Source organism: Bradyrhizobium sp. SZCCHNS2022, from assembly GCF_032377575.1.
GTDB classification, from domain to species: domain Bacteria; phylum Pseudomonadota; class Alphaproteobacteria; order Rhizobiales; family Xanthobacteraceae; genus Bradyrhizobium; species Bradyrhizobium aeschynomenes.
This window is the reverse complement of the sequence record NZ_JAUHHZ010000001.1, coordinates 529,130-554,795: the sequence shown is the minus strand read 5'-3', so window position 1 is coordinate 554,795 and position 25,666 is coordinate 529,130. Positions and strand designations below refer to the sequence as shown.

The window sequence follows — 25,666 nt, the reverse complement described above, 5'->3', positions numbered from 1 at the left end:
CCGCGAACGGTCAGGCGGCGAACTTGGCGAGCCGGTCGATCTCCTGAGTGACCAGTTCCCGATACGGACCCTCGCTCTGCATGAGCCGGTCGGGCGCGCCATCCTCGATGATCGTGCCTGATTTGAGCACCACGACGCGATCAAAATTGCGCAAGGTCGCGAGGCGATGCGCGATCGCGATCACGGTGCGGCCGCGCATCAGACGGCTCAGCGCTTCGCGGATCGCCTCCTCGGACTCGCTGTCGAGCGCCGCGGTCGCCTCGTCGAGCAGCAGGATCGGCGCATCCTTGAGGAACGCGCGCGCGATCGCGATGCGCTGGCGCTGGCCGCCGGACAGCTTGACGCCGCGATCGCCGACCATGGTCTGCAATCCCTCGGGCAGCGTGTCGACGAAGTCGCAGCGCGCCGCGATGGCCGCCCGAAGCACCTCGTCATCGGTCGCGCTCGGCCGGCCGTAGCGGATGTTCTCCAGAATCGAGCGATGGAACAGCGAGATGTCCTGCGGCACCACCGAGATCGCCTCGCGCAGGCTCTGCTGCGTGACCTTGGCGATGTCCTGGCCGTCGATCGTGATCCGGCCGGCTTGCGGATCGTGGAACCGCTGCAACAGCGTGAACAGGCTCGACTTGCCGCCGCCGGATTGCCCGACAAGGCCGACGCGCTGGCCCGGTTGCAGGCGCAGCGAGAAGTTCTCGAACAGCTTGTGCCCGCCGGGATAATGGAAGGTGATGTCGTGAAAGGCGATGGCCGCGCCGCTCTTGACCAGCGGCTCGGCCTCGGGGTGATCGCGCAGCTCGTGCGGCTGCAACAGGGTTGCGATGGCCTCGCTCATGCGCGCGACGTGCTGGGTCACGTCGACCAACGCCACGGCCAGATCACGCGTCGCATTGAGGATGCACAGGCCGAGCGTGCAGACCAGAACGACATCCCCTGTCGTCGCTCCGCCCCTCTGCCACAGCGAGATCGCCCACGCCATCAGCGCCACCGTCAGCACGATCGTCACCGTCGCGTGCAGGATGCGCAGCTTCTCGAGGTAGCGAAGGCTGCGCCCGCGCGCCTCCAGCTCCTTGTCGACGGTCGCATCGAACCGATCATGCTCGTGGCGCAGACCGCAGAACGCGCGCACCAGCGGCATGTTCGAGATCACGTCGACCATCTCGCCATCGACCATCGCCGCCTTGTCGGCGAAATCATCATGCAGCGGCTTGCCAGCAGCGGCAAGCCGGAACATCGCCATGACCATCATGGCCGCAATGAACAGCAGGCCAATGGCCATGGGACCGCTGACGGTTCCAATCAGGCAGATCGCCGCCACCGTCGCGAGACATGGCGGCAGCACGTTCCAGACGAACATGTTCTCAACCGTGAACACGGCATTCGACGTCGCCGTGATGCGGCTCGACAACATGCCCGGCAGGCGATCGCCGAAGTAGCTGGGAGAATGTCCCGTGAGATGACGGAAGATGTCGCGACGAAGGTCGCCGGTCACGCCCACGAAGGTGAAGCTCGCGATCCAGCTCGCGACGCGCCACAGAATATTGTCCGTGGCGATCAAGGCGATCAGCAATGCAAAGGCCGACCACACGCTGCTGCTGCCGCGCACGCCCGCGGAGAGGCTATCGACGAGGAACTTCACGCCATATTGCGTGCCTACCGAACAGGCAACGGCACCGGCGACCGATGTCAGAATGACGATGTGAGCTGCCTGACGTTTGCGCAGATAGCGCATCACGAAGGGGAAGGGCCGGTGCGCGTAGCCTGATAGCTGATCCATGTCTGTCCCGTACGACTGTTCGCAACACACCCGCTGCGGCGAGATGAACGGGGCCTAGTTTCTTCGGTTCCCCGGAGCATCGGCACAGCCGCCCTGCTGCATCTGCATGATCGCGTGCCGAACGGGTTCGAAGACGATGCGGGCATCAATGAGACGCGTGGGAACACGTTGTGTCGAAGAAAGAGTGATCGCAGCACCGGAACTTCACCACTGCGACCACGTTCCCGCTGCGGCAGTGCCGGTGCCGATTGGGGGCTTCATCCATGATCACGAACAGGAGACGGTGAGATGCGCATTGCGCAGGTTGCTCCATTGACGGAGGCCGTGCCTCCGAAGCTCTACGGCGGCACTGAGCGGGTCGTTCATTGGTTGACCGAGGAGCTCGTGGCCCTCGGTCACGACGTCACGCTGTTCGCCAGCGGCGATTCGCAAACCTCGGCGAAGCTCTCTCCGACATGGCCGAAGGCGCTGCGCCTGGACGGATCCGTCAGAGACCCGAACGCGCTGCACATGGTGATGCTGGAGAGCGTCCGCCAGAAATGCGACGATGAAGAATTCGACATCCTGCACTTCCATCTCGACTACTACCCGTTCTCGCTGTTCCACCGGCAACCGACCCCGTTCCTGACCACGCTGCATGGCAGGCTCGATCTGCCGGAACATCAGCCGGTGTTCTCCATATTCAAGGATGTTCCCGTCATCTCGATCTCCGACTCGCAGCGCCGCCCGGTGCCGAATGCCAACTGGGTGCGCACCGTTCTGCATGGATTGCCCGAGCAGCTGCTGATGCCCCGGCCGGTGACGCCGAGCTATCTTGCGGTGCTCGGCCGCATCGCGCCGGAGAAGGGCGTCGACCGCGCCATCAACATCGCGATGCGCTGTGGCATCCAGCTCAAGATCGCCGCCAAGGTGGATCGCGCCGACCAGGATTATTTCGATCAGCTGATCTCTCCGCTGATCCGGGGCAACCCGCTGGTCGAGTATATCGGCGAGATCGGCGACCACGAGAAACCGGAGTTCCTGTCCGGCGCGCTCGGGCTGTTGCTGCCGATCGACTGGCCCGAGCCATTCGGCCTGGTGATGATCGAATCGATGGCCTGCGGCACGCCGGTCATCGCCTACAACCGCGGCTCGGTTCCCGAGGTGATCGACGACGGCGTCACCGGCTTCGTCGTCGAGGACGAGCTCAGCGCCGTCGCCGCCGTGGGCCGCCTCCGCGATCTCAGCCGCGCCGGCGTGCGCGAGCGGTTCGAGCAGCGCTTCACCGCGCGGCGCATGGCGCTTGATTATCTCGCGGCCTACCGCCGTCTGATCGAGCGCGCCGAGCCGCGCATCCGGCTGGTCAGCAGCGCGGAATGATCGACGCATCACGGAGGTCGGTGACCGGACGGGCCGACCTCCTCCGTCTTTCTCAAGTCACCTTCGCGCGCTTCGGCTCGACGATCTCGAACATCCGCGGAAACTCGTCCATCAGCGACATCAGTTCGGCGAGCCGCATCGGATTGCCCACGAAGCTGATCTTGCCGGCAGCGACGGCTTCCGGAAAGGTCGTCGCCTTGGCGATGATCTCGTCAAGCGTGGCGCGCGCCAGGGTGAAGCCGGCGTCGGCCGTGGAAGCCTGCACCCCCACGGCATAGGTCAGCGCGCAGTTCTGCAAGGTGAGCGTGAAGCGCTCGCCGGTGTCAGTGAAGGTCCAGTTCAGGACGATGTGCTTGCCCTCGGCCTTGGGTCCGTTCAGGCGCACGCCGAGCACATCCCATAATTGCTCGGTGCGCAACGCGGCCAAGGTCTCGCGCGGCATGCCCGGACGTGCCGGCACCTCCGGCATGCCGTGACGGAGCTCCTGCGCACCGAACAGATAGGCGTTGCGCCAGGTCGCGCTTTCGGCGGCATAGCCGAGCTGCTCCAGCGTATCGGCGAGCAGCGCACGGGCCTCGGCGTTGTCGGGCTCGGCGAACACGAGATGAGAGACGACCTGCGCCACGAAACGGAACTCGCCCTTCGCGAAGTCCTCGCGCGCCCGTGCAAGCAGAGGCTCCGCGCCGCCCATATAGGCGACGTACTTTCTGCCGGCTTCGACCGGCGGCAGCGGATCGAGATTGACCGGGTTGGCGTCGTACCAGCCGAGATATTTCTGATAGATCGCCTTCACATTGTGGCGGATGTGGCCGTAATAGCCGCGCGCGTGCCACGCGCCTTCAAGGCTTTTCGGCAGCGCGATCTGCTCGGCGATTTCATTTGCCGTCAGGCCGTGATTCATCAGCCGCAGGGTCTGGTCATGCGCGAACTTGTAGAGATCGCGCTGCTCGCGGATCATGCCGTCGATGCGGCTGGCGCCCCAGACCGGCCAGTGATGCTGGCCGCACATCACCTCGACCTTGCCGCCCCATAATTGCAGGGCCTCGCCGAGATATTTCGACCACGCCAGCGCGTCGCGCACGTCGGCGCCACGAAACGGCAGCAGATTGTGGAAGTTGTGCGTGCAGTTCTCGGCGAGGTTCAACAGCTTGTAGCGCGGCACGAAGAAATGCATCTCCGCCGGCGCCTCGCTGTTCGGCGCCATCTGGAATTCGAAGCTGACGCCATCGATGGTCCTGGTGTCGCCGGTCGCCATGATCAGATCATTTGGCCGCAGCAACGCCACGCCGCCCGCCGCCATCGTCTTGCCAAGCCCGCAATCGACATGCCCCCTGGGACCTTTCGCGAGCAGCGGCCCAAACTGATACTGCGCCCGGCGCAGCATCGCGGGACCCGCGATGATGTTCTCGGACACGGCGTGCTCGATGAACAGGTTGGGCGCGATCAGCGGCACGCGGCCGCTGGTCACGGCGTCCTCATCCACCACCCCGCGGGCGCCGCCCCAATGATCGGTGTGGGTATGCGTGAACATCACGGCCATGACCGGCCTCGTGCCGCGATGCTGATAGTAGAGATCGAGCGCAGCGCGCGCGCCCTCGATCGAGGTCAGCGTGTCCACCACGATGACGCCGGTGCGGCCCTCGATCAAGGTCATGTTGGCGATGTCGAGCCCGCGCACCTGGTAGACGCCGGGGACGACCTCGAACAGGCCGTGATGCATGTTCAGCTTCGCCTGCCGCCACAGACTGGGATTGACGGTCGGCGGCGCATCCTCGGCGTCGAGGAAGCCGTAGGGTTCGAGGCTCCAGACGCTGCGCCCCTGCGCCGTCGTGACCTTGGCCTGGTCGATGGTGCCGAGAAAGCCGCGCGCGGCATCGTCGAAATCGGCGGTGTCGTCGAACGGCAGCGTCTCCAGCGTCGCCTGCTGCGCCGCACTGACGGCCAGGCTGGCCTCCTTGGTCTCCTTGGCGCTGCCACCGCCGGCCGGTGCGTTCATGACTGCCTCCTCCCCGCAACGAACTTCGTTCGTACGATGCTAATGCGGGGACTCGTGAAGCGCAAATTGCGCCCGGCGGAACGACTCCTCAGAGCACGTGATCGACGGCCGCGTCGATCGCCGAATAGATCGTGTCGAGATCATCCGGCGTGACGCAATATGGCGGCATCACGTAGATCGTGTGCCCGAGCGGCCGCAGCAGCACGTCGCTGTCGCGGAAGAACGCCTGGAGCTTCGGCCCGACCTCCGCGAGATAGCCGGGCTCATCGGCATGGAGATCGAGCGCCGTGATGGTGCCGCACTGCCGGAGATCGGAGAAACGCTCATCGTAGCGGAAGCGCGCCAGGCAACGCTGCTGCGCTGCCACGACCGCGGCGACCCGCGCCGGCGTCTCGGGCTGGCGCCACAGCTCGAGATTGGCTGATGCCGCCGCGCACGCGATCGGATTGGCGGTGTACGAGCTGGAATGGAAGAAGGTTCGTGCGCGATCGGCCGCGAGATGCGCCTCGAAGATGGCGTCGTTGCAGAGCGTCACCGCGAGCGGCAGCGTGCCGCCGGTGAGCCCCTTCGCGTAGCAGGCGATGTCGGGCGCGATGTCCGCCTGCGCGCAGGCGAACGGCGTCCCGGTGCGGCCCCAGCCGGTCATCACCTCGTCGGCGATGAACAGCACGCCGAACGCACGGCAGATCCGATGCATCTCGCGCAGCACGGCGGGCGGGTACATCAGCATGCCCCCGGCGCCGAGCACCAGCGGCTCGACGATGAAGGCTGCCGGACGATCCCGCGCGCAGATCGCGGCCAGCGCATCGAGCGTCGCCTGCTCGCGGCCCTGAGCCGGAAACGGCACGACCGCCACGTCGAACAGCAGCGGCTCATAGGCGGCGTTGAACACGCCGCGCGCGCCGACCGACATCGCGCCGATGGTGTCGCCGTGATAGGAATGCTGCATCACCACGAGGCGCGTGCGCGGCGCGCCGATGTTCCTGAAATAGCCGAGCGCCATCTTCAGCGCGACCTCGACGCTGGTGGCCCCGGAGTCGGAGAAGAACACGTGCGCCAGGCCGGCTGGCGCAAGCTCCAGCAGGCCTGCGGCGACCTGCTCGGCCGGCTCGTGGGTGTGCCCGGCGAAGATCACCTGATCCAGCCGTTCGGCCTGCGCCTGGATCGCGCGCACGATATGCTGACAACAATGACCATGCGTGACCACCCACCACGAGGCGATGGCGTCGATGATGCGCCGGCCGTCGGCCGCATGGAGATAGGCGCCCTCGCCGCGCACGATCGGCGTCATCTGCGGCTGCAGCGCATGCTGGGTGAATGGATGCCAGATCGGTGAAGCCGCGCCTGTCATCGCTCGAAGTCCATCCGCCGAAATTCGTCTCTGAAGGCCTGCTGCAGCGAGGAGCCGGTGAGCGGCGCGAGCCAGGGCAGGCGGCCGAGACGCTTGACCGCGCCGAGACGGCAGATCGTCGCCTCGCCGTCGGGATTGGCGTCGCCGATGAAGGCCACGCCGAGCATGTCGATGCCGCGGCTGCGCAGCGCCGCCAATGACAGCAGCGAATGGTTGATGGTGCCGAGGCTGGTGCGTGCACACAGCACCACCGGGCACCGCCAGCGGGCGAAGACGTCGAGATACAGCGTGTCGCCGTCGAGCGGCACCATGACGCCGCCGGCGCCTTCGATCACGATCGGCACGTCGCCCGAGTCGGGCGGATCGAGGCGGAGCGGATCGATGCTGATCCCGTCGAGGCGCGCCGCCAGATGCGGCGAGGCGGGCGTGGCCAATCGGTAGCGTTCGGGGATCACACGGTCGTCGGCGAGCCCGGCGAGCTGCTGGACACGGCGCGAGTCCGTCGCCTCGGCAAGGCCAGCCTGCACAGGCTTCCAATAGCGGGCGCCGAGCAGCGCCGTCAGGCCGGCCGCGAACACGGTCTTGCCGATGCCGGTGTCGGTGCCCGTGACTACGATGCGCTGCGCCATCGCTGCTCTCCTTCGAGCTCGACCAGCGCGTCGAGCAGCGCCGCGATCGCGGCCTCGTCGACGTTCAAGGTCAGTGACAGCCTGAGACGCGCGGTCCCGGCGGGCACGGTGGGCGGCCGGATGCCGCGGATGTCGAAGCCGCGCTGCTGCAGGCCGGCGGCAAGAACCATCGCGCGCGCATTGTCGCCGACGATGTAGGGGATGATCTGAGAGGACGACCAGGTCCGGCCGAAGCGCGCGGCGATCTCGCGATGCGCGAACGCCACCAGTTGCGCCAGCCTCTGCTGCCGCTCCGGCTCGTCCAGCAGAATCGCCAGCGCCTCCAAGACGGCCACAGCCATCAGCGGCGACGGCGCCGTGGCAAAGATGAAGGGACGGCAGCGGTTGACCAGCGTCTCGCGCAGCACGCGATGCGCCGTGACCAGCGCGCCCGCGGCGCCCAGCGCCTTGCCGCAGGTGTGCACGATGACCGTGTCGTCGCGGCCTTCGAACCGGGCGGCAAGGCCCCGCCCCTGCGGACCGAGCACGCCGGTCGCATGCGCCTCGTCGATCAACAGGAAGGCGTCGTGCCGTTCAGCCACCGCGATCAGATCGTCCAAGGGCGCGATGTCGCCATCCATGCTGTAGAGGCTTTCGACGACGATCCAGGGCCGGCCGACGCCGCCGTCCCGGCGCCAGATCATGATCGCATCCTCGGCGGCCTGCGCATCGTTGTGGGCGAACTGACAGATCTCGGCGCGGCCGGCACGTGCGCCCTCGTGGGTGCTGGCGTGGACGAGCGCATCGAGCAGAAGCAGATCGTCACGTTGCGGCAACGTCGTGAGCACGGCGAAATTGGCGACGTAGCCAGAGCCGAAGAACAGTGCGCCGTCGGCGCCGAAGAACCGCGCCGCCTCCACCTCGAGCCGTTCGTGCTCCGCGCAATTGCCGCGCAGCAGCCGTGAGCCGCCGGCGCCGACCGGCGTGCCCGCCTCCATGGCCGCGGCGACCGCGCGCTTGATACGCGGCGACTGCGCGAGGCCAAGATAGTCGTTGGAGGAGAAATCCAGACCCGACCTGGGCACGAGCCGTCGCAGCCGGTCATCGGCTGCGAGCGCCTGGAGACCGTCGGCATAGATCGCCAATCTGTTCGAAGGCATGGTCATCGCTGCGCCCCTCGGTCGGTCGACGGCAAGGATCGGCACCACGCGGCAAGCCGCGCGCGTCGTGATGCTGATGAGATGTTCGGATCAGGCCGCGGGCGAAACGTCGGCGGCGTGGCCCTCGCCCCTGGTGCCGGCGCGCGCCGACAAGGACGATGTCATGCCGAGCCGCGCGAGCAGATCCGCGTCGCGTGCGGCCTGCGGATTGGCCGTGGTCAGCAGCACGTCGCCGATGAAGATCGAGTTGGCGCCGGCCAGCAGGCACAGGGTCTGCAGCTCGTCGCTCATATACTGCCGGCCGGCGGACAGGCGCACCACGCTCCGTGGCATCATGATCCGCGCCACCGCGATCAGCCGCACCAGCGCGATTCCGTCGGGCCGCGCCGCCGTGTCGTTGACCGGCACGCCCTTGACCTCGTTCCACACGTTGATCGGCAGGCTGTCCGGATGCGCGGCGAGATTGGCGAGCAGCACCAGCATGCCGAGCCGGTCGTCGACCTCCTCGCCCATGCCGATGATGCCGCCGCAGCACGTTTTGATGCCGGCCTCGCGCACATGTGCCAGCGTGTCGATGCGGTCCTGCAGGGTGCGCGTGGTGATGATGCGGTCGTAGTACTCGGGCGAGGTATCGACATTGTGGTTGTAGTAGTCGAGCCCGGCCTGCTTGAGCCGCTGCGCCTGCGGCGGCGTCAGCATGCCCAGGGTCACGCAGGTCTCCATGCCCAACCCCTTCACCGCGCTGACCATGTCGCAGACCTGGTCGAGATCACGGTCCTTCGGGCTGCGCCAGGCCGCTGCCATGCAGAAGCGCTCCGCACCGGCGGCCTTCGCGCGCCGCGCGGTCGCCACGACGGCATCATGGTCCATCAGCCTGGTCGCCTTCAGCCCGGTGTCGTAATGCGCGCTCTGCGAGCAGTAGCCGCAATCCTCCGGGCAGCCGCCGGTCTTGATGCTGAGCAGGCTCGCCGTCTCCAGCCGGGTCGGATCGAAATGCCGGCGATGCGTGGACTGGGCGAGAAACATCAGGTCCGGAAACGGCAGGCCGTACAGCGCCTCGGCCTCGTCCCTCGTCCAATCATGACGCACAGCGTCGCCATGCTCGATCTGCTGCGACGACGAGCGGCTCACCTCGGCCATGTTCATACTCCAAATTATAGATTTTCATAGATATTATCTATGAAAGTCGTCCAGCTCAGACCGTAGGATACCGAAGCTTCCCCCGCATCAGGTTTTTCGATAGATAATCTATCATCATGCAGGACGAAAACGTCACCACGGCGCATCGCATCGCCGAAGCGATCACCGAACGCATCGTCAGCGGCGCCCTGCTCCCGGACGCGCCGCTGCGCCAGGACCACATCGCGCGCGAGTTCAACTCCAGCCACGTGCCGGTGCGGGAGGCGTTCCGGCAGCTCGAGGCGCTCTATCTCGTGGTCGCAGCGCCCCGGCGCGGCGTGCGGGTGGCGCCGCTCGATGCGAAGTCCACCAAGGAGATCGTCGAGATGCGCGTCGCGCTCGAAGTGGTGGCGCTGCGCAATGCCGCGCCGCGCTACACGCCGGCGCATCTCGCCGCGATCGAACTCGCGCTGATCGAGGGCGACAACGCCGAGACCATCCAGGAATTCGAGACCGCCAACCGCGCCTTCCACCGCGCGCTGGTTGCGCCCTGCGCGATGCCGCGCCTGCTCGCGAGCCTCGACGGACTGCGTCTCGCCAATTCGCGCCTCGTGCTCACCATGGCCCGCACCGCCGGCTGGCGCCCGCGCAGCAACGGCGATCACCGCCTGATCCTGCAGGCGCTGCGCGAGCGGCAGATCGGTCATGCGTGCGAGCTGCTGACGCGGCATAACCAGACGATCGAGCGATTGGCGCGCCCGGTCGGCGCTTAGCTCGACACGGCGACTCGGACGTTCGGTTAGATCAGGCGCAGCTGACGTCCCGCCTGGTCAGGCAATTTTGGCGGTCCTTGATCGTAGGTGTTAGTCCGTGCAGACGCGCGCGGCGGCAGCACGCTCGCGCGAAGGCGACGGGACTTCCGACAAGCAGGCACCGAGACGGCCTGATAAGGTCGTCACGAGGCAACGCTCGCGCGGCGTTCGACCTGTGGGGCATACGCACCAGCGAACTTTGGCTGGGTCTTCCGCATCGCGGACAGCCCTTCGTGCATCGTGATCTGCGGCGTGTAGCCCAACTCGGCTTGAGCCTTTCGGATGCTGATTGTGAACGGCTGGCCGATAAGGCGTAACATTTGCCGCGTAATCGGCGGCTCGCCCTTCATGCGCAGTCCACGCCACGCGGCGCCCATGATGCCAGCGGCGATCCAGGCCATCCTGAACGAGATCGCCTTGTCCGGTGCAGTCACCTCGCGCGTGGCAAGCAGTGATGAAATGAAGCTTTTCAAAGTGCTCCGCTCGGCATCCGCGACGAAATAGGCGTGGCCGCCCCGACCCGCGTCTGCGGCGAGAAGCAGCGCATGACACAGATTGTCGACATGACAGCTCGACATGGCCTGTTCGCCGCCGGAGACCCACTGCCATCGGCCGGCATGGACCGTCTGCACCATGTGATCAAGGGTCGGCATCTCGCCGCCCCAAATGAACGGTGGCCGCAGTGCGACTGTCTCCAGACCTGGCCTCGCGCCGTTGGCGGCAAGCAAGGCGCGCTCACCTTCGGCCTTCGATGATCCATAAGGCGAGAACGCGCGCGTCTGCAGAGGGAGGCTCTCGTCGACATCGAACATGGGTTTGGGATCACCCATGACAACGGCCGCAGCGCTCACTGCGACCACGCGGCGCACGCTGGTCGTCGCAGCTGCAGCGTTGACGACCGAGCGCGTCCCTTCGACGTTGACCGCATCGAAGACCTTCGGCTGCCCCCAAAGCTTGAAATGCGCGGCGACGTGGAACACGACCTCGCACCCATCCATCGCCTGTCGCAGCGATTGTTCGTCGTTGAGTTCGCCGGGGACGGGACTCGCTCCGAGGCTCTTCACCTTCGCCTCGCTGTCGGCGCTGCGGGCGAGCGCGCGCACCTGCCAAGACTCGCTGAGAAGACGCGCGATCAGGCGACTTCCGACATAGCCTGAGCCACCAGTGACAAGCGCGAGGCGCGGAGGGCGGGGCGATGAAGCGGAAGCAATCATGACGGACCTCTTCGGTTGATGTCCAACCTTGATGGCCGCCCGTTCAAAAGTCAACGAACATATTTCATATTTTGTTCGTTTGCGTATTCAGGCACGCATCGCTATTGTGAAATGACCATGAAATCGAAGGCTTCCAACCCCACAACCCCTTCCCCTGACGACGAAAATTCGTTTCGGGCGCAGATCCTCGATGCCGCACGTGACCAGGTGCGACGTCATGGCGAAGCCAAGACCAACGTTGTCGATGTCGCCCGAGCCATGGGCACGTCACACACGACGATCTATCGTCACTTCCGCTCCAAAGCTGACCTCTTCGATGCCCTGGTCATCGAGGCCATGCGTGATGAGGAAGAAATGGCTACTCGCTTCGCGGAGGCTGAAGGACCTTTCGCAGAGCGGATAGAAGGCATCGTGCTTGCGCTGCACGCACGCAAGCGCGAGCGCTTCGCTGCCGATCCGGAAGTCTACGGGCTGTACCGTCGCATCGTGGAGGAGAGGCCGGAGATCATCGCGGCCTATTCTCGGGCCATGACGTCGCTCATCGCCCGCATTCTTGCTGACGCGAAAAGACGCGGTGAAATAAAGGTCGACGATGTTGATGCTGCAGCCGGCGTCGTACGAGATGCAGTCACTGTTTTCGTTCATCCCGCTCACGTCGCAGCTGCGGCTGCAGCCAATCTTCCGAGCGAGCAAATGGCTCGCAACGTCGTCCGAACGCTCTGTGCTGGTTTCCGCGCCGGGCTTGATTGAAGGCGAGCAGGATCGGCCGACGCCGTGCGACGCATCGCATCCGCCTACGGTCTTCGACCTCTGAAGCGGGACGTCTGCGCAAGGACACTCGTTGTTGCCCCACCAGAATCCGCTGTGGTCATCAGCGGACACCGGTCGCCTGTCAGCCCCCTGGGCCGTCCTTCATGATGTAGCCCATCAGGTCGTCGACGTTGTGCTCCAGATCCCGGATGATGTTCTTGACGACGTCTCCGATCGAGATCACGCCAACCACCCTGCCCGCGTTCAGCACCGGCAGATGGCGAAAGCCGCGCTGGGACATCATCGCCATGCAGCTGTCGAGCCGGTGGTCCGGTCTGACTGTCACCGGGTTGGCCGTCATCACCTGGCCGACCGGCGTCTCCTTCGCATCGAGCCCAGGCAGCAGCACCTTGATGGCGCAGTCACCCTGGGTGACGATACCGACCAGCACGTCGTCGTCGATGACCAGCACCGACCGGACCCGATGGTCGCGCATCTGGCGCAAGGCTTCGACGACCATGTCGCGGGACCGAACATGGATGAGGGCGCCACTCTTCTGCGCCAGAGCGTCTTTGACTGTGCTCATTGATCTCCTCGTGGGCTCCCTGCCTTGTTCTGCCTTGATGGCCAGTTTGCATCGGAAGATAGTCGAAATAGATGTCCGCGTCAGCACCGTGACGATGCCGCCGGCGAGGCCATGAGCACGCGGACCGCACTCTCCCCCGCGTCGTTCCGGGGCGCGCGGAGCTTGAGGCCGACGCAGTCGGCCGCAAGCGCAGCACGAGCCCGGAACCCATACCCTCAGGACATCGTGTGAGGCAGGCTGGTGGTGGGCGTCTCGCGCCCCACCTCCGTCCGTGGTTATGGATTCCAGGCTCATTCGCGCTGCTTCAAAACGGCTGCGCCGTTTTGCGCGCGAATGCCCCGGAATGACGGAGCAAGACGGGGTTAGCTCCTTCTGCATGGGCCATCTCGCGTTGCAGCCTGACGCATACGGCCATGCGCCAGCGACGGCTGGGGCTCTCACCCGCCCCCGTGTACATGCTCATCCGAGACGCGCTCACCAAAGGCCCAAAAGGTCCCCATGTCCAACCGCCACCACGCTTCGAAGCTCGCCGGCGACGGCGCCGATGGCCTGCCAGCCAGCCAACGGCCCTGGGCGATCGCGGCGATCTTCACCGCGCTGTCGATGGCCTCGCTCGACGTCGCCATCGCCAACATCGCGCTGCCGTCGATCTCCAATGATCTCCACGTCTCGCCGGCCGAGGTGGTCTGGGTCGTCAACATCTATCAGATCGCTCTCGTCGCCACCCTGCTGCCGCTCGGGGCGCTCGGCGAGATCGTCGGCCACCAGCGCATCTATCTCGGCGGCCTCTTGCTGTTCACACTGGCCTCGGTCGGCTGCGCGCTGGCCTGGTCGCTGCCGACATTGGTGATCGCCCGCGCATTGCAGGGGCTCGGCGCCAGCGGCATCATGAGCGTCAACACCGCGCTGGTGCGCTATGTCTATCCCGGCAAGATGCTCGGGCGCGGGCTCGGCCACAATGCGCTGGTGGTCGGCATCTCCTTCACCTTCGGGCCGACGATCGCCTCGGCCATTCTCTCGCTCGGCTCCTGGCCGTGGCTGTTCGCGATCAACCTGCCGTTCGGCCTGATCGCAATCGCCATCGGCCTGAAGATGCTGCCGAAGACGCCGCGCGCCGAGCACGCCTTCGACTTCCTCGGCGCCGGCCTCGCCGCGCTGTGCCTCGGTCTCTTCATCACCGGCATCGGCAGCGCCGCGCATGGCGCGACACCGGCCATGGTCGTGGCCGAACTGGTCGGCGCGCTGGTGCTCGGCATCATCCTCGCGCGGCGGCAGGCTGATCATCCCGCGCCGATGCTGCCGATCGACCTGTTCCGCCGCGGCGTGTTCGCACTGTCGGCGGCGACGGCGGTGTGCTCGTTTGCAGTCCAAGGCCTCGGCTTCGTGTCGCTGCCGTTCTACTTCGAGGACATATTGCAGCGCTCGCAGGTCGAGACCGGTTTCTTCATGACGCCCTGGCCGCTCGCCGTCACGATCATGGCCCCGATCGCCGGGCGGCTGTCCGATCGCTTTCCCGCCGGCCTGCTCGGCGGCATCGGCCTCGTGATGCTCGGAACCGGCATGGCGCTGCTCGCCACGCTGCCGGAGAACCCGAGCATTCCGAACATCGTCTGGCGGATGCTGATCTGCGGCATCGGCTTCGGCTTCTTCCAGGCACCGAATATGAAGGCCATCATGTCAAGCGCCCCGCCCCATCGCAGCGGCGGCGCCAGCGGCATCGTCGCGACGGCGCGGCTGACCGGCCAGACCACCGGCGCGGCGCTGGCGGCGCTGTGCTTCAGCCTCGCCGGACGCGAGGGGGCAACCCTCGCTTTGGCGCTCGGCGCCGGCTTCGCCGCGCTCGGCAGCGTGATGAGTTTCCTGCGGCTGGCGGTGGCGCCGCCGCGGGGCTGATGAGTTCGAGCAAACTCCAACCCCGTCCCATCACAAATCTTCCGCGCCGCAAACGCATATTCTTGATTTGAAGGATTCCAACCTTCGCGCCACAGTGCGCCCCTCAGTTCAACTGGCGAGTTGAACGAAAGGGATCTGCGATGGCAAACCTGACGATTAACGGCAAAGTTTTTGATCTCGACGTCGAGCCCGACACGCCGCTGCTGTGGGCGATCCGCGAGAACGCCGGGCTGACCGGCACCAAATATGGCTGCGGCATCGCACAATGCGGCGCCTGCACCGTGCATCTCGACGGCAGCGCCGTGCGCTCCTGCGGCGTCACCGTCTCCGAGGCGGTCGGCAAGCAGATCACCACCATCGAGGGCCTCGCGGCGGACAATGGCCTGCACAAGGTGCAGCAGGCCTGGCTCGAGAACGACGTTCCGCAATGCGGCTACTGCCAGAGCGGGATGATCATGGCCGTCGCGGCGCTGCTCAAGGACAATCCGAAGCCAAGCGACCAGGACATCAACGACGCCATCACCAACATCTGCCGCTGTGGAACCTTCGCGCAGGTGCGCGAGGCGATCCACGCCGCGGCGAACGCCTGAGGAGGCCGGCATGAACCAGCACGTGACGCCGCGCCTCAACCGCCGCTCCTTCGTCATCGGCACCGCCGCGCTCGGCGGCGGCCTCGCGCTCGGGCTCGACATCCCCTTCGGCGGCCCGCAGGTGGTTCGCGCCGCCGATGGCTCGCCCGAGGTCAACGCCTGGGTCGTGATACGGCCTGATGACACCGTGGTGATCCGCATCGCCCGCTCCGAGATGGGCCAGGGCTCGCTGACCGGTCTCGCCCAGCTCGTCGCGGAAGAACTCGCCTGCGACTGGAGCAAGGTCACGACCGAATATCCGACGCCCGGCCAGAACGTCGCGCGCAAGCGTGTGTGGGGCGATTTCTCCACCGGCGGCAGCCGCGGCATCCGCTCGTCGCAGGACTATGTCCGCAAGGGCGGCGCCGCCGCGCGCATGATGCTGATCCAGGCCGCCGCCGACGCGTGGAAGGTGCCGGTCGCCGAATGCACCGCCGCCAACAGCGTCATTACCCACAAGGCCTCGGGCAAGACCACCACCTACGGCAAGGTCGCGGAGGCCGCTGCGAAGCTCACGCCGCCTGCCGACGTCAAGCTGAAGGATCCGAAGGACTGGACCCTGATCGGCAAGGGCGTGAAGCGGCTCGACACCGCCGACAAGGTCACGGGCGCGATGATCTATGGCGCCGACATCAAGCTGCCGAACATGCTCAACGCCGCGATCAAGGACTGCCCGGTCACCGGCGGCAAGCTCAAGAGCTATGACGAGGCCAAGATCGCCGGCATGAAGGGCGTCAAGAAGGTGATCGCGATCGACGGCACCGCGGTCGCCGTGGTCGCCGACACCTGGTGGCACGCCAAGACCGCGCTCGATGCGCTGCCGATCGTGTGGGACGAAGGTCCGAATGCAAAAGTCTCGTCGGAGTCGATCGGCAAATGGCTGGCCGAGGGCCTGGACTCCGGTCCGGCCTTCGTCGGCAACGAGAATGGCGACGCCAAGGCGGCGCTGGCGAGCGCGGTGAAGAAGGTCGAGGCTACCTACAACTATCCCTATCAGAACCACGCCACGATGGAGCCGATGAACGCGACCGCGCTCTACACGCCCGAGCGTTGCGAGGTGTGGTGCGGCACGCAGAACGGCGAGGCGGCGTTCGCGGCGGTGCTGGAGGCGTCGGGCCTGCCGGCCGACAAATGCGAGGTGCACAAGCTGATCCTCGGCGGCGGCTTTGGCCGGCGCGGCCAGACCGATTACGTCCGCCAGGCGGTGAAGATCGCGAAGGAAATGCCGGGCACGCCGGTCAAGCTGATCTGGTCGCGCGAGGAGGACATGACGCATGGCCGCTATCACCCGATCACGCAGTGCAAGCTGACCGGCGGCTTCGACGCCGACAACAACCTGACCGCGCTGCACATGCGCATCTCCGGCCAGTCGATCCTGTTCAGCCTGCGCCCCGACGCGCTGGTCAACGGCAAGGACCCCGCGACCTTCCAGGGGCTGGCGCCCTCGGGCGAGGCGACGATCGGCTATTCCGTGCCGAATTTGCTGATCGAACACTCGATGCGCAACCCGCACATCAATCCGGGCTTCTGGCGCGGCGTCAACGTGAACCAGAACGCGATCTATCTCGAATGCTTCATGGATGAGCTCGCCAACGCCGTCGGCCAGGACCCGCTGGAATTCCGCCGCAAGCTGATGAGCAAGACCCCGAAGCATCTCGCGGTGCTCAACGCCGTGGCCGAGAAGATCGGCTGGGGCACGCCGGCGCCGGAAGGCGTCTATCGCGGGCTGGCGCAGCTGCACGGCTATGGCAGCTACGTCGCCGGCGCGGCCGAGATCTCGGTGATCGACGGCAGCAAGATCAAGATCCATCGCATCGTCGCCTCGACCGATCCGGGCTACGTCGTCAACCCCGCACAGGTCGAGAGGCAGATCGCAGGCTCGTTCGTCTATGGCCTGTCGGCGCTGTTCTATGGCGGCTGTACGGTGAAGGACGGCCGGATCGAGCAGACCAATTTCGACAGCTACAACTCGATGCGCATCGCCGAGATGCCGAAGGTGGAAGCGATCATGATCCCGAGCGGCGGCTTCTGGGGCGGTGTCGGCGAGCCGACCATCGGCGTCGCCGCGCCTGCCGTGCTGAACGCGTTCTTCGCCGCCACCGGCAAGCGCATCCACTCGGTGCCGCTGCGCGACCAGAACATCACCTTCGCATGAGAGACGCGGCGGCGGCCGTTCGCAGCAATGGCCGCCGCCGTGCTAGTCTGAACCCATGACGTTCACCCGATCGCGCACGCGCAGAGAGGTCGGCGGCCTGATCGCGGCAAGCGTCGCGATGATCGCCGCCCCTGCCGTGCTGCGCGCGCAAGCCGCGGCCCGCGTCGTCGTGATCGGCGGCGGTTTTGGCGGCGCGAGCTGTGCCCGCGCATTGCACGCGGCCGATGCCAGGCTCGATGTCACGCTCGTCGAGGCCAACAGGACATTCACCTCGTGCCCCCTGAGCAATGAGGTGATCGCCGGCCTGCGCGACATCCATGCGCAGCAGTTCGGCTACGACAGGATCGCCGCCGAGGGCGTCCGCGTCGTGCTGCAGGCGGCCACGGCGATCGATGCGCCGGCGCACAAGGTCACGCTCGCCGACGGCGCCACCATCGCCTATGACCGCCTGGTGCTGGCGCCGGGCATCGACATCGACGTCACGGCGCTGCAGGGCTATGACGAAGCCGCGTCGATGGCGATGCCGCACGCCTACAAGGCCGGCGAGCAGACCCTGCTGCTGCGCCGGCAGATCGCGGCGATGCCGGACGGCGGCACCGTGGCGATCGCCGTCCCCGCCAATCCCTCGCGCTGCCCACCGGCGCCCTACGAGCGCGCCAGCCTGATCGCGCACCATCTGATGGCGACCAAGCCGAAGTCGAAGGTGCTGATCCTCGACGCCAAGGACGGCTTCTCGCAGCAGAGGCTGTTCGAGCAGGCATGGAAGGATCTCTACCCGGGCATGATCGAGCGCATTCCGCTCTCGCAGGGCGGCCGCGTCACCGGCGTCGACGTGGCGAGCCGCACCGTCATCACCGAGTTCGGCAATTACACGCCCGACGTCGCCAACATCATCCCGCCGCAGAAGGCCGGCCGCATCGCCTCGCTCGCCGGCGCGGCCGACCGCACCGGCTGGTGCCCAATCGACGCGGCAACCTTCGCCTCGAAGCTGCTGGCCGATGTCCACGTGATCGGCGATGCCTGCCTCGGCGGCGGCATTCCGAAATCGGCCGGCGCCGCGCAGGCGCAGGGCAAGACGTGCGCGGCGGTGATCGCGCGCGACCTGATGGGACGACAGGTCGAGCGGCCGCCGCTGACGGGCATCTGCTACAGCCTGGTCGCGCCGGACTACGCGTTCTCGCTGTCGGGCCTGTATCAGCCCAAGGGCGACCTGTTCGCCGAAGTCGAGGGCGGGCACAGCAGCCCCATCGACGCGCCGCGCGCGACGCGCGCATCGGAGGCCGAGGAGGCAACGAGTTGGTTCGAGGCCTTGACCCATGATGCCTTTGGCTAGCCGGCTCGTCCTGTTGATCCTCGCCGCCCTGCCCGCGACCGCCGCTGCGCAGGCGCTGAAATCCACGACGATCGTCGGCGACGGCATCCCGGACTCGCTCACCGGCCTGCCCGGCGATTCCACGCGCGGCCGCGCGCTGGTGCTCGCGCGCAGCTCGACCTGCATCCTCTGTCATTCCGGTCCGTTTCCGGAGGCACGCTTCCAGGGCGATCTGGCGCCGAGCCTCACGGGCGCGGGCAGCCGTTCCGCGCCCGCGCAGCTGCGGTTGCGGCTGGTCGATGCCTCCAGGCTCAATCCGGATACGATCATGCCGTCCTACTACCGCGCCGACGGCCTGACGCGCGTCGGCTCCGCCTGGCGCGACAAGCCGATCCTGTCAGCGGAGCAGATCGAAGACATCGTCGCCTATCTCGCGACCCTGCGCGAGTGAGCCCATATGGACAGCATGATCGCCCCGCTTTCCCTGTCTCGCCGCCATCTGCTGCAACTGGCCAGAACCGCCGCTGTCGCGGGCGCGCTGCCGCTCGTCACCGTTCGCCCCGCGCAGGCCACGCCGGCGATGCTGTCGTCCGCGATCCGCAACCTCGTCGGCGAAGCCAAGGTGACCGTCGGAAAAGTCCGGCTCGACATCCCGCCGCTGGTCGAGAACGGCAACACCGTGCCGATGACGGTCAGCGTCGATCATCCGATGACGCCCGACAGCTTCGTGAAGAGCATCCACGTCTTCAACGAGAAGAACCCGCAGCCGAACGTCGCGAACTTTTTCCTCGCGCCGAGCGCCGGCCGCGCCCAGGTCACGGCCCGGATCCGGCTCGCCGACACGCAGAAGGTGGTCGCGATCGCAAAACTCTCCGACGGCTCGTTCTGGTCGGCGACCGTCGACGTCATCGTCACGCTCGCCGCCTGCACCGAGGAGATGCCGTGATGCCCACAGCCCTCGTCAACGTGCCGCCCAAGGCCAGGCGCGGCGCGGTCATCGAGATCAAGACCTTGATGAGCCACGTCATGGAGCCCGGCTATCGTCACACCGCCGCCGGCGAGGTCGTGCCGCGCGACATCATCACCAGCTTCACCTGCAGGTTCAACGGCGCCGAAATCTTCCGCGCCGATCTCTATCCGGCCATCGCCGCCAACCCGTTCCTGTCGTTCTTCACCACCGCGAGCGAGAGCGGCAAGTTCGACTTCGAGTGGATCGGCGACAACGGCTTCGTCGCCACCGCGTCGGCAGTGATCACGGTCGAATGAGGCCGCGCGCCCTCCTCGCTGTGGCTCTGCTCGGCGCAGCGCTGCCCGCGCTGGCCGGCGAGATCGCGACCGCTGACCGCCGCTCCGGCTATGACTTCATGTCGCCGGAGACCAAGGCGATGCAGGACGACGACACCACCAATCCCGCGATGCTGTCGGTGCTCGACGGGGAGACGCTGTGGACGACCAGCGCCGGCGCCGCCAGCAAATCCTGCAGCGATTGCCATGGCGCGGTCGACGTCAGCATGAAGGGCGTGGCGGCCCGGTATCCCGCCTTCAATGCCGCCAGCACCGCGCCGGTCGATCTCGGCCAGCGCGTCAATCTCTGCCGCAGGCAGCATCAGGAGGCGGCGGCCTTTGCGCCTGAGAGCCGCGAACTGCTCGCGCTGACGGCGCTGATCGCCAGGCAGTCGCGCGGCATGCCGATCAAGGCCGGGGACGATCCGCGGCTGTCGCCGTTCGTCGCGCGCGGCCGCGACCTGTTCGTTCAGCGCCAGGGCCAGCTCAACCTCGCCTGCGCCAATTGCCACGACGACAATTGGGACAAGCATCTCGCGGGATCTTCCATCACCCAGGGGCAACCGACCGGCTATCCGATCTACCGCCTGGAGTGGCAAGGCATGGGCTCGCTGCAACGCCGCCTGCGCGGCTGCATGACCGGCGTGCGCGCGCAGGCCTTCGACTTCGACGCGCCCGACATGATCGCGCTGGAGCTGTATCTGATGTCGCGCGCGCGGGGCATGACGATGGACGCCCCGGCCGTAAGGCCTTGAGCTAGTGCTTCTGAGCAGAAGCCGCTATCAGCGCGGGCGCTTCAACCTCTCCCCGCCCTTTGCGGGGAGAGGTCGGATTGCGCAGCAATCCGGGTGAGGGGCATGGCACATAAGTAGCTCAGAATGCGGCCCATCGGACGGGCACGTCGACTCCGCGCTGCTAGCGAAAGTACTACCTAGTATATGTTCCGTCTGGAACAGATCTCAGAATCTGCACCGCCCGTGCGGCTGCCCTCACCCCGACCCTCTCCCCGTAAGAACGGGGAGAGGGAGCGCACCGGTTACGCGGCGACAACTCCTATGGCAGGGGCAGTCATCAGCTCGGATCACCCGGACAAACATCCTCCCTCTCCTCACGCCCCCACGTTCCGCCTCTTCCTCCCGCCCGCCGCCGTCGCGTCGATCACCGGCGGCGGTCCCTCCGAGGCCTGCTTCATCAGGGGATCGGCGGCGATGAAGTCGATGAAGGTGCGCACTTTCGCAGAGAGATATTTGCGGCTGGGGTAGACGGCCATCAGCGGCGCCTTGATGGTCATCGCGTCCGGCAGCACCGGTTCGAGCCGGCCGCTCGCGAGATCGTCCGCCATCAGCCAGCGCGGCAGCACCGCCATGCCCATCCCGGCGACGGCGGCATGATGCAGCAGGGTCTCGTTGCCGCTGATCAGCACGTCCTTGAACGTCAGCGCCACCTCGCCCTCGGGACCGGACACGGTGACCGTCCGCAGCGGATACAGCGCATATTTCAGCATCGCGTGGCCGTTGAGATCGGCCACCGATTTCGGCCGCCCTGCCGCGGCGAGATAACGCGGCGACGCCACGAGCTGCATCAGCACCGGAGCCAGCGGCCGGGCGATCAGTCCATCTCCGGGTGTCGCCGAGACGCGCAGCGCGAGATCGAACCCCTCCTCGACCAGGTTCACCAGCCGACCGCTGAGATCGAGATCGATCACGACGTCCGGGTAGCGCGCGCGGTAGGCCGCGAGCGTGCCGGCAAACAGCGGATTGGCGAACCACACCGGCGCGCTGACCTTCAAGGTGCCGCGCGGGATCACCGTGGCCTTGCTGACGACGGCCTCGGCCTCGTCGAGCTGATCGAGCATCGGACGCACCTGATCGAAATAGACCTGGCCGGCCTCGGTGAGGCCGACCCGCCGGCTGGTGCGGTTGAGCAGCCGCGTCGACAGCCGCTGCTCCAATTGCATCACGTGCTTGGAGGCCATCGCCGGCGACAGGCTCAGGCGGTCGGCCGCGGCCGCGAAGCTCTTGAGCTCGGCGACCTGGCAGAATACCCGAATACTGACGAGCGTATCCATCATCAACCCAGAGGAAACAATGCTTCAACGGCAAGCATAATGATCAATCCGGATGAAATCATCAATGTGAGCGTCAGGATTCAATCTCGGAGACCCCTGATGTCCGCGACGACAACCAACGACCTTCCGCTCCAGCCCTCCCTGGCGCTGCGCATCGGCCTGTGGACCGCCCAGGCCCTGCTCTTCGCCCTGTTCGCCTTCGCCGGCGTGACAAAGCTGTTCACGCCAATCCCGGAGCTGTCGCAGATGATGCCGTGGACCGGCGATCATTCCGCGACCTTCGTCCGCATCATCGGCCTGATCGATCTGGCCGGCGGCCTCGGCATCCTGCTGCCGTCGCTGACCCGCATCATGCCGCGCCTGACCGTGCTGGCCGCCCTCGGCTGCGCCACCCTGCAGGTGTTCGCCCTCGCCTTCCATCTCTCGCGCGGCGAGGCCGCGGTGACGCCGCTGAACATCGTGCTGCTGGCGCTGTCGCTGTTCGTGCTGTGGGGCCGCAACGGCAAGGCGCCGATCGCGCCGCGCGGCTAAGCCGACAACCGACGGCCCCGGCTAGGTCAGGGCCGTCACTCGCTCGCGACACGGAGGAAGGCCATGAGCGAACCTGTTGCACCGGTGTCGCGCCGCGGCTTCCTCGCTGGCGCGACGGCCCTCGGCGCTCCAGCCCCCGCCGTGCCGGCCGTCGCCCAGCCTCGCGCCGGCATCGTCATTCTGATCGATCGCAACGACCCGCATGTGATGGGCCACGCGATCAGCTATTCGGGCAATCTGTCGCGGTATTTCACCGGCAAGGGACAGGCTGTGCCGCCGATCGAGGTGGTCGCCAACGGCCTTGGCATTGACGTATTTCGCGCTGACAAATCCCCGCTCAAGGAGCCGCTCGCCACGGTGCGCCAGATGATTCCGACCGTCGTGTTCAGCATGTGCGCATCGTCGAAATCGATCGCGGAGAGCCGGGAAAACCTGACGATCCAGCTGATCGACGGCGCCAGGCTGGTGCCGTTCGGCATCGGCCGCGTCGTCGAGCTGCAGCGCAAGGGCTGGGCCTATGTCCATGGCTAGCCCTGCGTCTGCGAGCGCGCTCACGCGCCGCGCAGCTCTGCTGGGAGCTGCGACCACCCTCCTCGGATCGTCTCCGGCTGTCCGTGCGGCTGCCGATGATCCGAGCCCGCCGATGTTTCGCAGCGGCCGCAGCCAGTTCATCGTCGAACGGCCGCGCAATCCACTGCCCCCGCTGAAGCTTCAGGAGATGAGCGGCAAGGACGTCACGCTCGCGCCGAAGCCCGGCCACGTCACGCTGATCAATCTCTGGGCCACTTGGTGCGCGGCCTGCAAGACCGATCTGCCGACGCTGGCCGCGCTAGAGCGCATGCGCCTGCCGGCGCTCGATGTCTGGACCATCTGCACCGACCGCCGCGACATCAGGACGATCCGCCGCTATGCGGAGGCGATCGCGATGCCCCGCTTCTCCTTCGCCGACCCGCATGCGCAGGCGACCAATCCGGTCAATGCCGAGGCCTCGATCTTCGCCACTCCGGCGATGCCGATCACCTATCTGGTCGGCACCAGCGGCTTGCTCGAGGGCTACGTGACGGGCGCGGCCGAGTGGCTGTCGGAGCCGGGCCAGGCGCTGCTGCACTACTATCTCGATCGTCCACCGGCGTGACCTTGGAAATACAGGGGTCGCCTGCAGACGTTGGTCTCTGTTGGTGTCGGCGTCTGCATCACCACGACGTCATTCCGGGGCAAGGCCGGCAGGCCTTGAACCCGGAATCTCGAGCTTGTCTTGCGCTGGTCATGGCAGCGGTTCTCCGCCATATCGAGATTCCGGGTTCGATCGTCCATGCGCAGCCGCTGCGCGCCTGCGCATGCACGATCGCCCCGGAATGACGGAGCCTAGCCGGCACAGGTCGTATCGTTCCAGCACCTACTCCGCCGGCGCCGCGTGCATGTCGGCATGCGGCACGTAGCTCTCGGACATGCCGAGCCGTCCGAGCCAGAACAGCCCGCCGGCCACCACGACATAGGCCAGCGCCACAGCCGGCGTCACGCCGAAGCCGCCGCCGATGCCGACCGCCTCGCCGTGCATGAAGCCGAAATAGGTCATCACCGCGCCGGCCAGCGCGAACGCCGCCGCCTTGGTGAAGTCGCGCTCGATCACGAACACGCCGATAGCGCCGAGCACGAGACCGGCGAGGATCGAGCCGCCGCCCATCACCTCGAGCCCGTGATACAGCACGCCCTGCTGCGGCAGCGCCGCGATCGCCGCGGTCTTCACCGCATCGACCTTGTCGGCCGCAAGGCCGCCGACGCTCTGCGCCGCGGTGACCGTCGAGGCCAGCATGGTGTCGATCTGCAGCTTGGCCCAGGCGGCCAGATGCGGCGTGAAGGCGAGCACGATCGCCGGAGCGTGCTTGACCGGCGTGGTCTGGAACGCCTGCGCCCCGATCAGCATGCCGATGTAGAGCAGGATCGGCGAGATCGCGACCACCGGCACCAAGGCCAGCAGCACCGAGATGATGCCGAGCCAGGACAGCACGATCACCATCAGGCCGGTCGCCGCGGAGTAGCCGATGCGGCCGCCCATCGCCTTCCAGCCGGGATGGCCGATATAGACCGCGTTGATGAACGGATTGCCCATCAGGCAGCCGATCAGGCTGACGACGCCGTCGGCCGTCAGCACCCGCGTGGTCGGATATTCGTCGCCCGCGGCCTCCGCGCTCTCGACATTGTCCATGGCCTCGACGAGGTCGTAGATGCCGAACGGGATCGCGGTGACCAGGATGATCCCCAGATATTCGAATCCTGAGAACACCGCGCCGAACGCCGGCAGCGGCACCGAGAAGCCGAAGCTCGCAAAGGCATCGCCGACGCCCTTGACGCTGAGACCGCCGAGCCCGAGGCCGAACAAATTGGAGCCCCAGGCGATGATCATGCCGACCGCGATCGCGACCAGACCAGCCGGCAATCCCTTCGGATATTTCACGCCGCCGAACCAGCTGACGAGAATGATCGCAAAGCACACCAGCCCGATCTGCGGCGTCATGTACATCTCCAGCGCCGGCCGCATCGAGATGAAGGTGACGGACACGCCGGCGAGCGTGCCGAGCAGCGCGGCGCGCGGCGTGATCTTGCGGATGTAGGGCGCGATGAAGCCGCCGATCATCAGGATGAAGCTCTGGAAGAACACCCAGACGAGGCCGGCCGACCAGCCTTTCAAGGGATCGCCGGTCTTGAGCGTGATCGGCAGCATGATCACGAAGGTGACGATGAACATGTGCGGCACGCTGACGCCGGAGGGCAGCGCGCAGACGTCGGTCCGTCCGGTCTTCTGCGCCAGCCGATATGCGAGGAACGCGTAGTAGAGAGTCGACAGGCACATCATCAGGCCGAGCGCCGGCAGGATGCGGCCGAATACCAGGCTGTCCGGCATCTTCAGCACGAAGCGCAGGAGCCCGGTGAGGACGAGCATGTTGACGAGGATGTTGGTGCCGAAACCGAAGAACGCGTTCCAGTCTCCGGGTGTCCAGAGCACCGGCTTGAAATCCGCCTTGACCGAGCTTGCCGTCCCGCTTCCGCTCATCGCCTTGCTCCCC

At 66.6% G+C, this 25,666-nt stretch carries 24 protein-coding genes; 14 read left to right on the top strand and 10 right to left on the bottom strand.

Features of this window, described 5'->3' with window-relative positions; all coding sequences use genetic code 11:
- Positions 1-10: 10 nt before the first annotated feature.
- Positions 11-1,774: an ABC transporter ATP-binding protein gene (locus tag QXZ94_RS02430; protein ID WP_315719082.1), complete on the bottom strand. Its 1,764-nt coding sequence runs from the start codon at positions 1,772-1,774 to the stop codon at positions 11-13.
- 288 nt (positions 1,775-2,062) lie between these two features.
- Between QXZ94_RS02430 and QXZ94_RS02425 the strand changes: the two genes are divergently transcribed.
- Complete coding sequence (locus QXZ94_RS02425) at positions 2,063-3,133, top strand: glycosyltransferase family 4 protein (protein ID WP_315719081.1); 1,071 nt, start codon at positions 2,063-2,065, stop codon at positions 3,131-3,133.
- Positions 3,134-3,185: 52 nt separating this feature from the next.
- Here QXZ94_RS02425 and QXZ94_RS02420 read toward each other — a convergent pair whose 3' ends face one another.
- The 5 genes from QXZ94_RS02420 to bioB all read right to left on the bottom strand — a co-directional run bounded on the left by QXZ94_RS02420 (position 3,186) and on the right by bioB (position 9,388).
- Positions 3,186-5,129: an alkyl/aryl-sulfatase gene (locus QXZ94_RS02420; protein ID WP_315719080.1), complete on the bottom strand. Its 1,944-nt coding sequence runs from the start codon at positions 5,127-5,129 to the stop codon at positions 3,186-3,188.
- 88 nt (positions 5,130-5,217) lie between these two features.
- A complete protein-coding gene (locus QXZ94_RS02415) occupies positions 5,218-6,480 on the bottom strand; it encodes an adenosylmethionine--8-amino-7-oxononanoate transaminase (protein WP_315719079.1) in 1,263 nt (420 codons plus the stop codon).
- Positions 6,477-7,109: a dethiobiotin synthase gene (gene bioD / locus QXZ94_RS02410; protein WP_315719078.1), complete on the bottom strand. Its 633-nt coding sequence runs from the start codon at positions 7,107-7,109 to the stop codon at positions 6,477-6,479. Before bioD ends, QXZ94_RS02415 begins: the two co-directional genes overlap by 4 nt.
- Positions 7,091-8,248 (bottom strand): 8-amino-7-oxononanoate synthase, encoded by a 1,158-nt coding sequence (locus QXZ94_RS02405; protein WP_409998787.1) that lies wholly within the window; start codon positions 8,246-8,248, stop codon positions 7,091-7,093. Before QXZ94_RS02405 ends, bioD begins: the two co-directional genes overlap by 19 nt.
- Before the next feature lie 90 nt (positions 8,249-8,338).
- Complete coding sequence (bioB, locus tag QXZ94_RS02400; protein WP_315719076.1) at positions 8,339-9,388, bottom strand: biotin synthase BioB; 1,050 nt, start codon at positions 9,386-9,388, stop codon at positions 8,339-8,341.
- A gap of 116 nt (positions 9,389-9,504) precedes the next feature.
- Between bioB and QXZ94_RS02395 the strand changes: the two genes are divergently transcribed.
- The gene (locus QXZ94_RS02395; protein WP_315719075.1) at positions 9,505-10,140 is read left to right on the top strand and encodes a GntR family transcriptional regulator; all 636 of its coding nucleotides are present in this window, start codon (positions 9,505-9,507) and stop codon (positions 10,138-10,140) included.
- Between the two features lie 182 nt (positions 10,141-10,322).
- Here the strand turns inward: QXZ94_RS02395 and QXZ94_RS02390 are convergent, their stop codons facing one another.
- Entirely contained in the window at positions 10,323-11,393 is a 1,071-nt protein-coding gene (locus QXZ94_RS02390) for an NAD-dependent epimerase/dehydratase family protein (RefSeq protein ID WP_315719074.1), read from the bottom strand.
- 18 nt (positions 11,394-11,411) lie between these two features.
- Here QXZ94_RS02390 and QXZ94_RS02385 point away from each other — a divergent pair, with 18 nt between their 5' ends.
- Positions 11,412-12,143 (top strand): TetR/AcrR family transcriptional regulator, encoded by a 732-nt coding sequence (locus tag QXZ94_RS02385; RefSeq protein ID WP_315719073.1) that lies wholly within the window; start codon positions 11,412-11,414, stop codon positions 12,141-12,143.
- 142 nt (positions 12,144-12,285) lie between these two features.
- On the opposite strand, the gene QXZ94_RS02380 is transcribed toward QXZ94_RS02385, so the two are convergent.
- A complete protein-coding gene (locus QXZ94_RS02380) occupies positions 12,286-12,729 on the bottom strand; it encodes a CBS domain-containing protein (RefSeq protein ID WP_315719072.1) in 444 nt (147 codons plus the stop codon).
- A gap of 498 nt (positions 12,730-13,227) precedes the next feature.
- On the opposite strand from QXZ94_RS02380, the gene QXZ94_RS02375 reads away from it, so the two are divergent.
- From QXZ94_RS02375 to soxA, 8 genes are all read left to right on the top strand, one after another.
- On the top strand, positions 13,228-14,622 hold the full coding sequence (locus tag QXZ94_RS02375) for an MFS transporter (protein WP_315719071.1): 1,395 nt from the start codon (positions 13,228-13,230) through the stop codon (positions 14,620-14,622).
- Positions 14,623-14,762: 140 nt separating this feature from the next.
- Complete coding sequence (locus QXZ94_RS02370) at positions 14,763-15,212, top strand: (2Fe-2S)-binding protein (protein WP_315719070.1); 450 nt, start codon at positions 14,763-14,765, stop codon at positions 15,210-15,212.
- Between the two features lie 10 nt (positions 15,213-15,222).
- Entirely contained in the window at positions 15,223-17,406 is a 2,184-nt protein-coding gene (locus QXZ94_RS02365) for a xanthine dehydrogenase family protein molybdopterin-binding subunit (protein ID WP_315719069.1), read from the top strand.
- A gap of 55 nt (positions 17,407-17,461) precedes the next feature.
- Entirely contained in the window at positions 17,462-18,739 is a 1,278-nt protein-coding gene (locus QXZ94_RS02360) for an NAD(P)/FAD-dependent oxidoreductase (protein WP_315719068.1), read from the top strand.
- Entirely contained in the window at positions 18,723-19,169 is a 447-nt protein-coding gene (gene soxX, locus QXZ94_RS02355) for a sulfur oxidation c-type cytochrome SoxX (RefSeq protein ID WP_315719067.1), read from the top strand. The genes QXZ94_RS02360 and soxX overlap by 17 nt, the downstream gene beginning before the upstream one ends.
- A 6-nt stretch (positions 19,170-19,175) precedes the next feature.
- Positions 19,176-19,664 (top strand): SoxY-related AACIE arm protein, encoded by a 489-nt coding sequence (locus QXZ94_RS02350; RefSeq protein WP_315719066.1) that lies wholly within the window; start codon positions 19,176-19,178, stop codon positions 19,662-19,664.
- Positions 19,664-19,984 (top strand): thiosulfate oxidation carrier complex protein SoxZ, encoded by a 321-nt coding sequence (gene soxZ / locus QXZ94_RS02345; protein ID WP_315719065.1) that lies wholly within the window; start codon positions 19,664-19,666, stop codon positions 19,982-19,984. The genes QXZ94_RS02350 and soxZ overlap by 1 nt, the downstream gene beginning before the upstream one ends.
- Positions 19,981-20,757 carry a sulfur oxidation c-type cytochrome SoxA gene (soxA, locus tag QXZ94_RS02340; protein ID WP_315719064.1) on the top strand — a complete coding sequence of 259 codons (777 nt, stop codon included), beginning with the start codon at positions 19,981-19,983 and terminating at the stop codon, positions 20,755-20,757. The genes soxZ and soxA overlap by 4 nt, the downstream gene beginning before the upstream one ends.
- Positions 20,758-21,110: 353 nt before the next feature.
- Here soxA and QXZ94_RS02335 read toward each other — a convergent pair whose 3' ends face one another.
- Positions 21,111-22,070 carry a LysR family transcriptional regulator gene (locus tag QXZ94_RS02335; protein ID WP_315719063.1) on the bottom strand — a complete coding sequence of 320 codons (960 nt, stop codon included), beginning with the start codon at positions 22,068-22,070 and terminating at the stop codon, positions 21,111-21,113.
- A 99-nt stretch (positions 22,071-22,169) separates the two neighbouring features.
- Here QXZ94_RS02335 and QXZ94_RS02330 point away from each other — a divergent pair, with 99 nt between their 5' ends.
- From QXZ94_RS02330 to QXZ94_RS02320, 3 genes are all read left to right on the top strand, one after another.
- Positions 22,170-22,601 (top strand): DoxX family protein, encoded by a 432-nt coding sequence (locus tag QXZ94_RS02330; protein WP_315719062.1) that lies wholly within the window; start codon positions 22,170-22,172, stop codon positions 22,599-22,601.
- A 63-nt stretch (positions 22,602-22,664) separates the two neighbouring features.
- Positions 22,665-23,132, top strand: a complete 468-nt coding sequence (locus QXZ94_RS02325; protein ID WP_315719061.1) for a hypothetical protein — start codon at positions 22,665-22,667, stop codon at positions 23,130-23,132.
- 112 nt (positions 23,133-23,244) lie between these two features.
- Positions 23,245-23,736 carry a TlpA family protein disulfide reductase gene (locus tag QXZ94_RS02320; RefSeq protein WP_172111886.1) on the top strand — a complete coding sequence of 164 codons (492 nt, stop codon included), beginning with the start codon at positions 23,245-23,247 and terminating at the stop codon, positions 23,734-23,736.
- 261 nt (positions 23,737-23,997) lie between these two features.
- Here QXZ94_RS02320 and QXZ94_RS02315 read toward each other — a convergent pair whose 3' ends face one another.
- The gene (locus tag QXZ94_RS02315) at positions 23,998-25,653 is read right to left on the bottom strand and encodes a regulator (RefSeq protein WP_315719060.1); all 1,656 of its coding nucleotides are present in this window, start codon (positions 25,651-25,653) and stop codon (positions 23,998-24,000) included.
- Between the last annotated feature and the right edge of the window lie 13 nt (positions 25,654-25,666).